Source organism: Teredinibacter sp. KSP-S5-2, from assembly GCF_032773895.1.
Taxonomy (GTDB): Bacteria; Pseudomonadota; Gammaproteobacteria; order Pseudomonadales; family Cellvibrionaceae.
In genome coordinates, this window is record NZ_CP120416.1 from 3,442,373 (window position 1) to 3,456,216 (window position 13,844).

Below are 13,844 nucleotides of genomic sequence, written 5' to 3' on the forward strand. Positions count from 1 at the left end.
CTAAGTCGCTTTTATATACTGATTTAAATCTTCTTCTGGTATTTCAATTTTCTTTGCGCCGGAGCGGTTCATTTCTTCTTCAAATTGTTTCACCGACTTACGAGCTGATTTGCTGTTGGCACAGCCGTATTCAGATTCCAGCCAATACACTGATTTCCCCAGCCCATACGCAGCCAGAATGGCCACGCCTTTTTTCTTCTCGGTATCGTTAACAGAACCACTTACAGATGAGCCGCCAAAGGAGTGAAACGCATTAGCCAACCAGGCAAGACCTTCGCCCAGCTCCTCGGCATCCGCCTTTCTTTGCTTTGTTTTACATTCGTCAGCGGTGTATACCCGCTGTCCGGTACAAGAGACAATCAACAACAGTAGAACTGAAATAGCAATCCAACGAAAGGCTTTCATAAGGTTTTCTCCGTAATCCTATGCGCTTCGTTTATGAAACCGATGAAGCTTATTAGTTCAGCCTAACCTTCAACCCCGACCCCAAACCATGCCTGAATTCAAAATATCGCTGCATGATTTGAGAAAAATGAATAGAAAACTGCATTCAATGAAAATATGTTGGCCAAGCTGGTAGCCGGCCACTTAGTTGTTCAGGTTAAAGCTTCATATCGCCAAACAGGTTCTTCATTCCATCGAACCAACTGTGCTGTTTAGGGGAATGCTTACTGCCCTGAAGGCTGTTTTTTAACTCTTCCAACAGCTCTTTCTGTCGTTTGGATAAATTCACTGGGGTTTCCACCACCACTCGACACAACAGATCACCTGCCGCACCACCACGAACAGGCACAACACCTTTGCCACGCAGACGGAAAAGTTTTCCAGTCTGGGTTTCAGCAGGCACTTTCAACTTCACACGCCCATCCAGGGTCGGCACATCTATGTCGCCCCCCAAACACGCTTCAAAAATACTAATCGGCACTTCGCAATAAAGGTTCTTACCATCTCGGGTGAAGAAATCATGCTCTTTAACAGAAACCTGAACATAGAGATCACCAGATGGGCCACCATCAATACCCGCTTCACCTTCACCGGCCAAACGAATGCGATCCCCGGTATCCACACCTGGCGGAACTTTAACCGAAAGCGTTTTAGTTTCCTCCACACGCCCCTGACCATGACAATCTCGGCATGGATCAGAAATAATCGTTCCTGCACCTCGACAGTTCGGACAAGTTTGCTGGACAGAGAAGAAACCTTGTTGCATTCGTACCTGACCATGACCACCACAAGTAGCGCAGGTGGTTGGACTGGTACCGGGCTTGGCACCACTACCACTACAAGTCTTACAACTCACATAAGTGGGCACTTTAATTTTTACGGACGTTCCTTTAACGGCATCTTCCAGCGACAACTCAAGGTTGTAGCGTAAATCTGCGCCACGGGTTGAACGACGACCGCCTGGGCCACCGCCACCAAAAATATCGCCAAAGACATCGCCGAAAATATCGGAGAAACTGCCAAAGCCGTGGGCGCCAGCCCCACCGCCCATACCACCCATGCCTTCCACACCGGCATGGCCATATTGGTCATAGGCTGCACGCTTCTGATCATCAGACAAAACTTCGTAAGCCTCACTGGCTTCCTTAAACTTTTCTTCGGCTTCTTTGTTGTCTGGATTACGGTCAGGATGGAACTTCATCGCCACTCGACGATAGGCTTTTTTCAGGTCCTGAGCAGAGGTTCCCTTCTGAACTCCGAGTACTTCGTAATAATCACGCTTTGCCATAAAAATAATCAGTCAAATTAAAGTCTTCACACACAACAAACGCGGGACATGCCCGCGCTGTATAACTTCAAGTTAGAAAGTAGGAATAAACATCCGCTACCTCTACAGACAAAAACTTACTTGTTTTCGTCCTTAACTTCTTCAAACTCTGCGTCCACAACGCCGTCTTCCGCAGGCTGTTCCTGGCCACCAGCTTGCTGTTCCGCACCACCCGCCTGGGCAGCTTGTTCAGCATATAACTTCTGAGCAAGAGAACCGGAAGCATCGGTCAGCTTCTTAGTAGCAGCCTCGATTGCATCCTTATCGTCGCCTTTCACAGCTTCTTCTGCTTCTTTAACCGCAGATTCAATTGCCGTTTTCTCTTCCGCTGTGGCTTTATCACCCGCGTCTTCCAAGGTTTTCTTAGTTGCGTGGATCAAACCTTCAAGGGTATTGCGGGCCGAAACCAACTCTTCAAACTTACGGTCTGCTTCAGCATTGGCTTCGGCATCTTGTACCATCTTATCGATTTCATCATCCGACAAACCGGAAGACGCTTTAATCACAATCGACTGCTCTTTACCGGTCGCTTTGTCTTTTGCAGACACATTCAAGATACCGTTGGCATCGATGTCGAAAGTCACCTCAATTTGAGGTACACCACGTGGTGCAGGTGGAATATCTGCCAAGTCGAATCGACCTAGAGATTTGTTCTGTGCCGCTTGCTTACGCTCACCTTGAACAACGTGAATGGTTACTGCTGTTTGGCTGTCTTCTGCAGTTGAGAACACTTGTGACTTCTTAGTTGGAATCGTTGTGTTCTTGTCAATTAGCGGTGTAGCAACACCACCCATGGTTTCAATACCTAGGGTTAGCGGAGTAACGTCTAGAAGAAGCACATCTTTCACTTCACCGGACAATACTGCACCTTGAATCGCTGCACCCATAGCCACTGCTTCATCAGGGTTAACGTCTTTACGAGGCTCTTTACCAAAGAACTCAGCAACTTTTTGCTGAACCAAAGGCATACGTGTTTGACCACCTACCAGAATGACATCATCAATGTCGCTAACGGAGATATCAGCGTCTTTAATTGCCATTTTCAAAGGCTCAAGTGAACGCTGAACAAGCTCTTCAACTAAAGACTCAAGCTTCGCACGAGTTAGTTTAACCACCAAGTGCTTAGGTCCAGTGGCATCCGCCGTGATATACGGCAAGTTAACTTCTGTTTGCTGGCTTGAAGAAAGCTCAATCTTGGCTTTTTCCGCCGCTTCTTTTAAGCGTTGAAGTGCGAGTGGATCGTTGTGCAAATCAATACCGTTGGACTTTTTGAACTCAGCCGCCAAGTACTCGATCAAACGCAAGTCAAAGTCTTCACCACCAAGGAAAGTGTCACCGTTGGTTGAAAGCACTTCAAATTGATGTTCCCCGTCGACATCAGCGATCTCAATAATGGAAATATCGAACGTACCACCACCCAGGTCGTATACCGCAATAGTGCGATCGCCTTTGGCTTTGTCCATACCGTAAGCCAATGCCGCTGCAGTAGGCTCATTGATAATACGCTTAACTTCCAGACCCGCAATTTTACCGGCGTCTTTTGTTGCCTGGCGCTGAGAGTCATTGAAGTATGCAGGTACGGTAATAACCGCTTCAGTTACTGGCTCACCCAAGTAATCTTCCGCGGTCTTTTTCATTTTTTTCAAGACTTCGGCTGAGATTTGCGGTGGCGCTTTCTTATCGCCTTTTGCTTCAACCCAAGCATCGCCGTTATCAGCGGCAACAATTTTATAGGGCACCATGGAGATGTCTTTTTGCACAACATCATCTTGGAACTTACGACCAATCAAACGCTTCACCGCAAACAAGGTATTGTGCGGATTGGTAACAGCCTGACGCTTAGCGCTTTGACCAACAAGAATTTCATTGTCATCAGTAAAGGCAACTATCGAAGGCGTAGTACGATCGCCTTCAGCGTTCTCGATCACTTTTGATTTGTCGCCTTCAAGTACAGACACACACGAGTTGGTTGTACCCAAGTCAATTCCAATAATCTTACCCATTACGAGTCTCCGAATTCATCTATCTATTCATGCAGTTAACAAGCCTTCTTGCTGGTTAACTCAAATTTGTTATTGCGGCTAACCGATCAGGTTTTGCCATTTATCCAGACTTACTGCCAATATTGGTTCAGTCCAGCGAATTTCAAGGCTTAGGCGTCACTGTTATTGTCTGCGGGAGCCTTGGACACAACCACCATTGCAGGTCTGACCAAACGGCCATGCAAGGTGTAACCCTTCTGGAAAACGTTGATTACCGTATTCGGTTCCACATCGCCGTTTTCCAACATTGTCATCGCCTGATGAAACTCTGGGTTGAAGGGTTCGCCTTCAGGGTTAACCGTTTCAACCTTGTGTTTTTTCAAGCTGTCGACCAAAGATTTGAGCGTTAACTCAACACCTTCTGTTACCGCAGCAAGCTCGGCATTTTCAGCGGCGGAGGCATCGATTGCCCTTTCCAGGTTATCCACCACCCCCAACATGTCGCTGACAAATTTCTCCAGGCCAAACTTATGGGCCTTTTCAACATCCTGCTCAGCTCGTCGACGCGCATTCTGCGCTTCAGCTGCAGCACGAAGTGCCTGTTCTTTTGCCAGAGCCAATTCATCTTTCAATGCTTGAATCTGACCTTGTAATGCTTCGACAGTCAGGTCTTCACCTTCTGAATCCGCACCTTGCTCAGTGGAATCAAGAGTGACCTGATCCTCTTCCAAACTTTCATTAATGTCTTGTTGATCTTGCTCTGACACGCTGTTCTCCAAAGGAATGAATTTGCTGGTAGGAATATGGGGTTAACCCCTCTACATTCAAGGGCAAAAAATGAATTCCTCGCAATACTGGCTAAACAACAAAAAGTACTGTATAAATAACCATATCAACAACAGCCATGTGGGGATAAACCCATGCTCACACACCTGCAAATTAACGATTTCACTCTGGTAGACCACCTGGACTTGGAACTCAGCTCCGGGCTGACCACCATTACTGGCGAAACAGGTGCAGGAAAATCCATTATGCTGGATGCACTTGGACTCGCACTGGGTGACAAAACCGATGCGGACAAGGTTCGCCTGGGCAGTGAAAAAACAGAAATACACGCAACATTTGATATTGCGGAGCTACCGGCGGCCCAGCAATGGCTGACCGATCAAGATTTACGCATAGACGACGACTGCATCCTGCGCCGGATTATCACAGCTGAAGGTCGTTCTCGGGCCTACATTAACGGCAGTAATGTCCCCCTCCAGCAGTTGCGAATACTTGGCGACATGCTGGCCGATATTCACAGCCAACACGAACATCAATCTTTGTTAAAGCCCTCAACCCACAAGCGCTTGTTGGACGATTCGGCCAACCTGAAAAGCCTTGCCAGCACAGTCAGGCAGGCTTATCACAACTGGCATACCGCTGCACAGAATCTGGAACAAGCTCAAACCCAAAGCGACGAAATAAACGCCCGCTTTCAGCTGTTGAGCTATCAAGTTGAAGAACTGGACCAACTCAACCTGCAAGAAGAGGAACTGGAAGCACTGGAAAAAGAGCAAAGGATTCTCGCCAACCTTGAAACTACTCAGCAAAACTGCAGCCATGTATTAGATATTTGCAGCACAGATGATATTGGTATTGTGGACAATCTCCACCGAGCATTGCACCTGCTTGGCGAACTACCAGATAAAACTGACTTTCTCAGCTCCGCACACAGCTTGCTAGAAAATGCCGTTATTCAAGTGCAAGAAGCGCAGTCAGAACTTGAACGACAACTCGAAAACCAGGAACTCGACCAGAACCGACTCCCCGAAGTCGAACAGCGGCTCAGTCAAGTTTATGAGATTTCGCGCAAACATAAGATTCACCCATCAGAATTGGTTGCTCTACACCAATCTCTGGCCGAAGAGCTGCAGGGCATGCAAAGTGGCGACGAACATATCCAAACCCTGGAAGAGGCCGTCAAGCGCAGCTTAAGCGAATACAAATCCCATGCACAAATACTAACCAAAGAACGTAAAGCCGCGGCAAAAGCCTTAACCAAGTCGGTGAACGAGCAACTGGCCAAATTAGCTATGGCCAACGCTACCTTTGCGATAGACCTAAAAGATTCCGGCGCCGAACCGACCAAAGACGGCAACGAAGTAATTGAGTTTTTAATCTCCACCCACCCGGGACAGCCCCCCAAGCCTCTGATAAAAATTGCGTCAGGCGGCGAACTTTCCCGAATCAGTTTGGCAATACAGGTGGTAACAGCTCAAACCTCCGCTACGCCCACTCTAGTATTTGACGAAGTCGACGTGGGAATTGGTGGCCCAACCGGAGACGTAGTAGGCAGAATGCTGCGGGAACTTGGGCAAAACGCCCAGGTTATATGTGTTACCCACTTGGCCCAGGTCGCCAGCAAAGGTCATCAACACATAAAAGTCAGCAAAGAAGTCGACAAACAGTCGATCTCCTCAGAGGTAACGTACCTGGAGGGAGAAGAAAAAATTCAGGAAATTGCCCGAATGATGGGCGGCGATATCAGCTCAAAACAATCCCTTGCTCATGCGAAACAAATGATTAAGTCAGGTTAGAGCCTGTTATCGACCCGATAAGCTGGTAAAGAAAAATGAAACCGCTTAACACTCAAAGTAAAAGCCCATGTTTGAAACGCGGGCTTTTTTATGTTGGGTTACTTATCAAGGTTTAGGCTTTACGTACAGAACCAGACTATGTCCGGTAATATCGTAACCTTTGTCGGCCGCAATCTGTTCCTGCAGCTTTTCGATTTCCTCACTGTGGAACTCGATAACCTTTCCAGTTTCAACACAAACCATATGATCGTGATGATCGCCTCGATCCAACTCAAATACTGAGTGACCACCATCAAAATTATGACGCTCTACCAAACCGGCTGTCTCAAACTGAGTCAACACGCGGTATACCGTGGCCAAACCAACGTCATCACCCGCATCCAACAAGGCTTTATAGACGTCTTCAGCACTCAAATGACGATCTGTGGAATTTTCTAGGATTTGAAGTATCTTAACCCTCGGTAGAGTTACTTTGAGCCCGGCTTTACGAAGTTCTTGGTTTTCTACTGCCATTTTTGTTTTATCCCCCCGGGGCTTCTCACATTGCTAGAAGATCAGGTATTATCCCCGGCCTATTTCGATTGGGAAACCCCTGGAATGCAAAAAACTTTCAAAATTACACTCGTTCTCACACTTGCAGCCTGTTTTGCAGCCTGTTCGACCCTAAAATTCCCATGGGCATACAAAGTAACGGTCACTCAAGGCAACTATATCGAGCACGAAATGGTCGATCAGTTGAAAGTCGGCATGACCAAAAGACAGGTTCGCTACGTAATGGGGTCACCACTTGTTGAAGATACCTTCAACCCTGACCGCTGGGATTACTACTATAGCGTGAAGCGTGGGGATAAAATCCTGAAAGAACAGCACTTCACGGTGTATTTTGAAAATGACCTGCTTACCCGCTGGGAAGGCACTTACGAACCAGAGAAAAAGAGCAAGGCCAAACCATCAAAAGAGGAAGCGGATTCAAGCGAAGAATCAACTGACTCTAGCGAAACAACTGAAACAAACGAAAAAGACACAGAAAACGAAGAAAGCCAGACAAATTAGCTGGCTTTCTCTTCTTTCGCCTTCTCGGCTCGCTTACGTCTCACTTCTTTCGGGTCTGAAGTTAAAGGACGATAGATTTCCACTCGATCTCCAGCTTGCAATATATGATCCTTTGCAGGCTTCAACCCCTTAGTTCCCAATGCCTGACCAAAAATGCCCATCTTGGCATTTTCAATATCCAGCTCGGGGAAAAAATCGGTAATTTTTGACTGCCGCACAGCCATAAGCGCTGTTGTGCCAGGCTCAACCAAAAGCTCAATAATTTTCTGTTTTTCAGGAAGCGCGTAGGCAACTTCTACTAAAATCGGTTCAATATCAGACATTCGTATTCTCGATTAACAACAAAAGTGTATTCACACTTTTAACCATAAAGCACTTTCGCACGCTTACACATCGCATCGACCTGCTCAGATGCGATCTTTTCAAAAACCTTTCCCGCAGCCAAGCTAATCATTTTATTGGCAAATTCAAATTCCAGCCAAAAATTAATCTTACAGGCCGATTCAGTCAGCGCGGTAAATTGCCAGGCACCTTTCAGTGATTTAAACGGCCCCTTGACTAACTCCAGGGTCATCCCATTAGGCGGGTCTAGTTCATTGTGAGTAACAAAGGACTGAGTAAACCCTGCTTTGGCGATATCCAAACGGGCTTCCAACCAACCCTCACCTTCAGCCAGCAACTCAGACCCCACACAACCAGGTAAGAACTTGGGGTAAGCATAAAAATCCGCCACCAGATCATACATCTGCTGATTAGAATACTGCACTAAAGCAGACCGTTCTACCCGACTCACTCAACCCCCAAAAGTTTTGCAATACTACCCCAAAGCGCCCAAACAAATACAATGGCAACCAACGCTGGAGATATCCATTTAATCAAAAACAACCAAATCTCAAGCATGGGATGCCCCTCGGCATCCATCTCCTCTTCAATCACTTCTTTCTTGATATACCAGGCAACAAAAAGAGATATCAGCATTCCGCCCAAGGGCAAGAGTACACGAGAAGTCATGAAATCCAGAAAATCAAAAGGCGTCATCCCCAAGAGCCACTTGAACTCGCTCAAAAGATTAAAAGAGAGTGCGGCAGCTACCCCTATCAACCAGGACACCCCCCCTAAAATCACATTGGCAGTCAGGCGGTTAAATTTACCAGTTTCAACTAACCATGCGACACCCGGTTCAATTAACGACACGGCAGAACTCCAAGCCGCAATCACCACCAGAACAAAAAATACCGTACCGAATATGTGCCCGCCAGACATGGCACCGAAAGCAATCGGCAAACTTTCAAAAATCAACCCTGGACCAGAGCTGGCCTCCAGTCCGTTAGCAAATACAATTGGGAAAATCGCCAACCCGGCAACCAGAGCAATCACCGTATCCAGAATACCAACGGTAATAACCGTCTGACCAACATTGGCATGATCTGGCATGTATGCTCCATAGGCCATAATGGCCCCCATGCCCAAACTCAACGTAAAGAAAGCATGACCCATTGCGGTTAACACGCCGTGCCAGGAAAGATGGTCATACTTAAAACTAAACATAAAGGAAAAGGCTTCAGCGAAGTTGCCTTGAAACAAACCGTACCCAACCAACAGTATCAGCATCACCACCAACAGCGGCATGAGCACTCTCGCCACCATGCCCAGCCCTCTGGTTACGCCCGTAGCGACTACAGCAGTTGTCATCAGGATAAACACCGAGTGCCATAAAATCAGCCTGGAAGGATTACCCAATAACTCACCAAAACGGGCACTCGCCTGGCTCCCAGATATCCCCGCAAACCCATTACTCACCGCAGACACGGAATATTGCAGCGCCCAACCCGCAACCACACTATAAAAAGATAAAATCAGCAAACCAGTAACGACACCCATCCAGCCCAAGCCAACCCATGTAGGTTGAGCACCGGCTTCCTCTGTTACGTACCGCATCGAGTTAATGGGGCTCTGCCGACCTCGACGGCCAATCAGCACTTCAGCAATCATGATGGGAAGGCCAATAACAGCGATGCAAGCAAGATATACAAGAACGAATGCACCACCACCGTTTTCCCCGGTGATATATGGGAATTTCCAGATATTTCCCAAGCCTACCGCTGAACCTGTTGCCGCCAATACAAACGTCCAGCGACTTTTCCACACCCCATGCATTTTTCTCTGTAACATCTTGCCCTCGCGAACCCGGCATACCGGTTTTATATTTTGTTATTGTCCGATCGCTGCAAAAGCACCTAGCCTTAAACGATAAAAAGGATTGTAGCGGAAACATAAGTGCATAGCATTACTCAGGGAAGTGTATGAATAATCCCAAATTATCTGGAGGTACTCTAGGCTTTAACCCAACATGCTCCTATAATGCAGCGCTATGAGCAAAGCATCGAAAAAGAAACCAACAAGTAACACCATTGCACAGAATAAACGGGCTCGCCACGATTTCTTCCTGGAAGAAAAAATGGAGGCAGGTTTGGCTCTGAACGGATGGGAAGTCAAAAGTCTACGTGCAGGCAAAGGCCAACTCACCGATAGCTACGTTTTACTGAAAGATGGAGAAGCCTGGCTGTTTGGCGCCCAGATTCAACCGCTGGCCACAGCGTCGACCCATTTTGTGACCGACCCACAGCGAACACGCAAACTCCTGCTAAACCGCAAGGAAATCAGCCGACTGCAAGAAGCCAAAGAGCAAAAAGGTAAAACCATTGTCGCCACTGCGCTCTACTGGAAAAAACACTTGGTGAAATGCGAAATATCCATTGCCACAGGTAAAAAGCTTCATGATAAGCGCTCAACCGAGAAAGAACGCGATTGGGGCAGGCAAAAACAGGCGGTAATGAAGGCCCACAACCGCTAGGTTTAACCATGCAAACCTAGCGCACAATCCAAAAATTAAAAAACGACTACGCTCTATTTATCCACGTCAATATCGAAAACCGCTTGTGCTTTCTGCATAAAATCCGCTTCAGACATCGGCTCGCGTAAACGGTAGGGCTCAGGCCGGAACAGCTTGGTGTATACCGGTATGGAAACAAATTTATCCGGGTTAACAAACAACTTATCCGACACCGACAACAAGACAAGAATCCCGGCTATTGCTATCGTCATGGCCCGCATATGCAAAGGTTTGATCAGAAAAACACTTTGACTGATCCCCATCATAAAGAGGTACACCCACAAACCGATAAAGAAGGCATCCACCAACCAAGCATAAGAAGCGATAGAGAAATTAAATGCCAACAGGTGAATTATCCACTGCTGAATACTGGCCAGACTCATTAGAAAACAAATTAAAAACAGATGAAAACCAAAACGCCACTCGCGCCGAATAACTTTGCCGACAAAACTTAAAAAAGTTGCCAAACCAACCACCACTCCGGCGTACATCACCAGAGCTTTAAATACATCCTTATATTTCAATTCTTCAGTAGTAGCGATATAAGAATCATAGCCATCCACTAACAGCAGCAAACACAACAGCACAAAACCAACCAGCGTACTGTTAGCAACCTTTCTTACCCAGCTATCCGCGTTGAGCGTCACCGCATCCGGCATTGCGCATTCAGTGTCGACTACACGAATTCGAGTCTTGCCTAAAAAAAACTCGTCACCAGATTTAAGCGCAATATGGGAACCAAGTAAGCGATGCTTTTTATCCCGAATACCATTTACCGAATGGTTATCCACCAGCAGCATTTGCTTATCTGTCGTAACACGTAATGTTGCGTGATAGGCATCCGCATGGATATCGTCTAGCACCACTTCATTATCGTAGCCTCGACCAATTCCAATTTCCCCATGCTGAAAATAATGGCGATGACGCACACGGCGATTGAAGCTCAACAACTCAATAACTATTGCCATGTTACGCTCTCCAGAAATCGTTCCGTAAACTGGTTAGCCGACGCTTGCGTCACTCCAGCCAAAGTAAAGTGACTGATCAACGCCTTACCTCCACGTTTGGCAAAGCGCAAATAAAACACATCGTACAACTCGGAAAACTCTTTATAACGGCGAGCACAGTACACCGTTTTGACTAGGGCTGATGGATCCTCAACACCCGGCAATGTGGTAAACGCTTCCTCGCATTTAAACTCCGTCGCGTCCTCTTTCCCTACCCTATTTCCGGGGTAGCCGCCCATATTTTTTTCAATAAACTTGGTAAAACGTTTATCTGCCAGGTTTTCAGCTTCGTACCAATAAAACTCGTACTCAATGCTGCCAGTGGTCATATGGCTACTAATATAAATACTGTCCTGTAGAGAGCAACCTTTGGAAATTTCGACTATTGCCGCGTCTTCCTTCTTATTATCACCGCGAGTTGAACGCCCCCAGCAAGACACCACATCACCGACTTCACCCGGCACCATCACCTCGCCCAACTTCTCCAACTTCCATTTATTCCCCAATAAAACCTTCATCAAATCAGACTGACTTGTTTCCAACTGCTTGGCCGCATAATCCAATAAGGATTCTTTCTCAACCATCAAGCTCGTATGAATCATCGGGTTTAATTTATTTGCGGGAATCAAAAAACTCATCTGATTTCCAGCCGTGGCCACGTTAACACCGACCACGTTACCGGCCTCGTTCAACACAGGCCCACCACTCATACCGGAATTAACCGAACCGGAGAAATGAATTCGTTTGTAAAACGAGTGCTCGGTTAACCCATTATAAGTACCGGGCACCACCGTCATTCCCAAATCCATGGGGTTACCCAAAGCAAAAATCTTTGCCCCTTTTCGCGGTGCGTTTGCTTCAATTTTGAGCGGTTCAGCGATCGGCGTCTCGCTGGTCAACAACGCCAAGTCATTCACAATATCGATATACCAAAGCTGAAGCTCGCCTGTTGAGCCATCCTCACGCAAATATTCAATACGGTATTTATCCGGTGCGGAAACCGCCTGCGACACCACATGATAATTGGTCGCCACCATGGTTTCCTGAGCGACCACAAAACCTGATCCCAAAGACGATTTACTATCTGATTCAATTTCAACCAGTTTTATTTGCAACAGCCGATTTTGGTTTAATTGAAAAATCTCCTCGGCAGTCAACGCCACAGAGACCTTCGCCCAAATACAGAACAGCAGAACTACTCCAAGCCTGATTAACAAGAACCGAACCCTCAATGGTTAAAAGTGACGAGAATAATGGATCACACCCCAATCGCCAACCCATTCACAGACTTTTGTCACCATGCCAAGAGCCGTGGGAAGGACACGCCACACAAACACTTCTGAATACCCCACAACATGTAACGGTTACTACTCAAAACCAATGCAATCCCGTATACTACGTCGATGCCCTGCGATCACGCAGGTTTCAGCCCGCCTTTTATACAAGTATAGATGCGGGCCCGGGGGCGATTAGGATTCGACGCCGGTAACGAGGTCCGAGGTGCATGTGGTGATGACAGCGAATCACCTTAATCAAAAGCTGTAAACTAATAGTTGCAAACGATGACAACTACGGTGCTCGTCTAGCTGCGTAAGCAGTAAGGCAAAACACCATCTAGAGGCTACGGCCACTAGCGGTCTTCAACAAGGTGCCAGTACCGCGTTGATGACTGTCATTCAGAACTGGATCGCTCAAAGGTGTGCTTGCAGCCTGAGAGCTAAACTTTTAGTGAGCTCGCGTCATACGTCCTGCCCCAGGGTTGTGTGGCGTTAAACTAATATAGGGACCTAAACATGTAGAGCCGACGATGTAGTGCTGACGGACGGGGGTTCAAATCCCCCCGCCTCCACCAATCCAATAAAAAACCCCGTTTCGAAAGAAGTGGGGTTTTTTATTGGCTGAAATTCGGGAACCTTGAACTTGCGAGTTGGGGTTCACAAAATTGATTGGATCAATTTTGGTCGACCTTTAGGTCGCTGCAACGCGGTCGAGCACATGGATGTGCGAGAACCAATCTTCCCGCAGCACTACGGGATCAACTAATCCATCTTTTTTTGGAGTGGATCTTTTTATCAGCTACCCACCGATAAACGGTGGTCTTACCAACAAATCATACTCAGGAAAATTACTCCCTCTCTCCCGACGAAAAATATAAACCTTCTTAAATTTCCCTACAACCTGACCCATTGAGAGTAAAAGTTCTTGAACATTCGTCTTATACAGAACCGTTTCAGATTGCAATAAACCTTCAAAATACTCTATTTGTTTCTGCACGGCTTGGAGACCAACCAGCAAAGACGGAAAGGAAAACCATTTTCTACCCTATATTTCATATCTCTTCATATCTGGGGTAACCGACTACAAACTTTTACTTTTCAATATAAAGCCGTTTTAGCTCGGTCTCGGCTTCCTCATCTCATAACCGAATATTAGGTCTTGAATATCAGCCCCATCAACAGGGTCAGACTCCAATTCTTTTTCAGGATATTTAATCTCTTTCTTGATCGCCTGAATTGCCATCAATAGAGTTCCTACAGATAGTTTTCCGCAACTTCA

Annotated in this window: 13 protein-coding genes and 1 other RNA gene; 4 read left to right on the forward strand and 10 right to left on the reverse strand. The window is 46.7% G+C overall.

Translation table 11 applies throughout. The annotated features are described in order from the left end of the window. From P5V12_RS14770 to grpE, 4 genes are all read right to left on the reverse strand, one after another. Positions 1–405, reverse strand: a complete 405-nt coding sequence (locus P5V12_RS14770) for a hypothetical protein (protein WP_316953849.1) — start codon at positions 403–405, stop codon at positions 1–3. Between the two features lie 196 nt (positions 406–601). Beyond that, entirely contained in the window at positions 602–1,732 is a 1,131-nt protein-coding gene (dnaJ, locus tag P5V12_RS14775) for a molecular chaperone DnaJ (protein WP_316953850.1), read from the reverse strand. Positions 1,733–1,848: 116 nt separating this feature from the next. Further along, entirely contained in the window at positions 1,849–3,774 is a 1,926-nt protein-coding gene (gene dnaK, locus P5V12_RS14780) for a molecular chaperone DnaK (RefSeq protein WP_316953851.1), read from the reverse strand. A gap of 149 nt (positions 3,775–3,923) precedes the next feature. Next, positions 3,924–4,520, reverse strand: a complete 597-nt coding sequence (gene grpE, locus P5V12_RS14785) for a nucleotide exchange factor GrpE (RefSeq protein WP_316953852.1) — start codon at positions 4,518–4,520, stop codon at positions 3,924–3,926. Positions 4,521–4,673: 153 nt separating this feature from the next. Here grpE and recN point away from each other — a divergent pair, with 153 nt between their 5' ends. Then, on the forward strand, positions 4,674–6,335 hold the full coding sequence (gene recN, locus P5V12_RS14790; RefSeq protein WP_316953853.1) for a DNA repair protein RecN: 1,662 nt from the start codon (positions 4,674–4,676) through the stop codon (positions 6,333–6,335). Positions 6,336–6,440: 105 nt separating this feature from the next. Here the strand turns inward: recN and fur are convergent, their stop codons facing one another. Continuing rightward, positions 6,441–6,848, reverse strand: a complete 408-nt coding sequence (fur, locus tag P5V12_RS14795) for a ferric iron uptake transcriptional regulator (RefSeq protein WP_316953854.1) — start codon at positions 6,846–6,848, stop codon at positions 6,441–6,443. Between the two features lie 84 nt (positions 6,849–6,932). On the opposite strand from fur, the gene P5V12_RS14800 reads away from it, so the two are divergent. Next, complete coding sequence (locus tag P5V12_RS14800; protein ID WP_316953855.1) at positions 6,933–7,388, forward strand: outer membrane protein assembly factor BamE; 456 nt, start codon at positions 6,933–6,935, stop codon at positions 7,386–7,388. Here the strand turns inward: P5V12_RS14800 and P5V12_RS14805 are convergent. The 3 genes from P5V12_RS14805 to P5V12_RS14815 are packed head-to-tail and all read right to left on the reverse strand — an operon-like array spanning position 7,385 to position 9,560. Beyond that, positions 7,385–7,711 carry an RnfH family protein gene (locus tag P5V12_RS14805; protein WP_316953856.1) on the reverse strand — a complete coding sequence of 109 codons (327 nt, stop codon included), beginning with the start codon at positions 7,709–7,711 and terminating at the stop codon, positions 7,385–7,387. The genes P5V12_RS14800 and P5V12_RS14805 overlap by 4 nt on opposite strands. A gap of 38 nt (positions 7,712–7,749) precedes the next feature. Continuing rightward, positions 7,750–8,181: a type II toxin-antitoxin system RatA family toxin gene (locus tag P5V12_RS14810; protein ID WP_316953857.1), complete on the reverse strand. Its 432-nt coding sequence runs from the start codon at positions 8,179–8,181 to the stop codon at positions 7,750–7,752. After that, the gene (locus P5V12_RS14815; RefSeq protein ID WP_316953858.1) at positions 8,178–9,560 is read right to left on the reverse strand and encodes a sodium-dependent transporter; all 1,383 of its coding nucleotides are present in this window, start codon (positions 9,558–9,560) and stop codon (positions 8,178–8,180) included. Before P5V12_RS14815 ends, P5V12_RS14810 begins: the two co-directional genes overlap by 4 nt. Positions 9,561–9,759: 199 nt before the next feature. Between P5V12_RS14815 and smpB the strand changes: the two genes are divergently transcribed. Beyond that, positions 9,760–10,242 (forward strand): SsrA-binding protein SmpB, encoded by a 483-nt coding sequence (smpB, locus tag P5V12_RS14820; RefSeq protein ID WP_316953859.1) that lies wholly within the window; start codon positions 9,760–9,762, stop codon positions 10,240–10,242. A gap of 53 nt (positions 10,243–10,295) precedes the next feature. Here smpB and P5V12_RS14825 read toward each other — a convergent pair whose 3' ends face one another. Further along, a complete protein-coding gene (locus P5V12_RS14825) occupies positions 10,296–11,249 on the reverse strand; it encodes an FHA domain-containing protein (protein ID WP_316953860.1) in 954 nt (317 codons plus the stop codon). Next, entirely contained in the window at positions 11,240–12,451 is a 1,212-nt protein-coding gene (locus tag P5V12_RS14830) for a serine protease (protein ID WP_316953861.1), read from the reverse strand. Before P5V12_RS14830 ends, P5V12_RS14825 begins: the two co-directional genes overlap by 10 nt. 298 nt (positions 12,452–12,749) lie before the next feature. Here P5V12_RS14830 and ssrA point away from each other — a divergent pair. Further along, positions 12,750–13,140: a transfer-messenger RNA gene (gene ssrA, locus P5V12_RS14835) on the forward strand. Positions 13,141–13,844 lie beyond the last annotated feature (704 nt).

What these genes read in the sequence shown, in the direction of transcription:
- P5V12_RS14770 (WP_316953849.1), bottom strand. Translation starts at nt 405, where the DNA reads ATGAAAGCCTTTCGTTGGATTGCTATTTCAGTTCTACTGTTGTTGATT.
- dnaJ (WP_316953850.1), bottom strand. Translation starts at nt 1,732, where the DNA reads ATGGCAAAGCGTGATTATTACGAAGTACTCGGAGTTCAGAAGGGAACC.
- dnaK (WP_316953851.1), bottom strand. Translation starts at nt 3,774, where the DNA reads ATGGGTAAGATTATTGGAATTGACTTGGGTACAACCAACTCGTGTGTG.
- recN (WP_316953853.1), top strand. Translation starts at nt 4,674, where the DNA reads ATGCTCACACACCTGCAAATTAACGATTTCACTCTGGTAGACCACCTG.
- fur (WP_316953854.1), bottom strand. Translation starts at nt 6,848, where the DNA reads ATGGCAGTAGAAAACCAAGAACTTCGTAAAGCCGGGCTCAAAGTAACT.
- P5V12_RS14800 (WP_316953855.1), top strand. Translation starts at nt 6,933, where the DNA reads ATGCAAAAAACTTTCAAAATTACACTCGTTCTCACACTTGCAGCCTGT.
- P5V12_RS14805 (WP_316953856.1), bottom strand. Translation starts at nt 7,711, where the DNA reads ATGTCTGATATTGAACCGATTTTAGTAGAAGTTGCCTACGCGCTTCCT.
- P5V12_RS14815 (WP_316953858.1), bottom strand. Translation starts at nt 9,560, where the DNA reads ATGTTACAGAGAAAAATGCATGGGGTGTGGAAAAGTCGCTGGACGTTT.
- smpB (WP_316953859.1), top strand. Translation starts at nt 9,760, where the DNA reads ATGAGCAAAGCATCGAAAAAGAAACCAACAAGTAACACCATTGCACAG.
- P5V12_RS14825 (WP_316953860.1), bottom strand. Translation starts at nt 11,249, where the DNA reads ATGGCAATAGTTATTGAGTTGTTGAGCTTCAATCGCCGTGTGCGTCAT.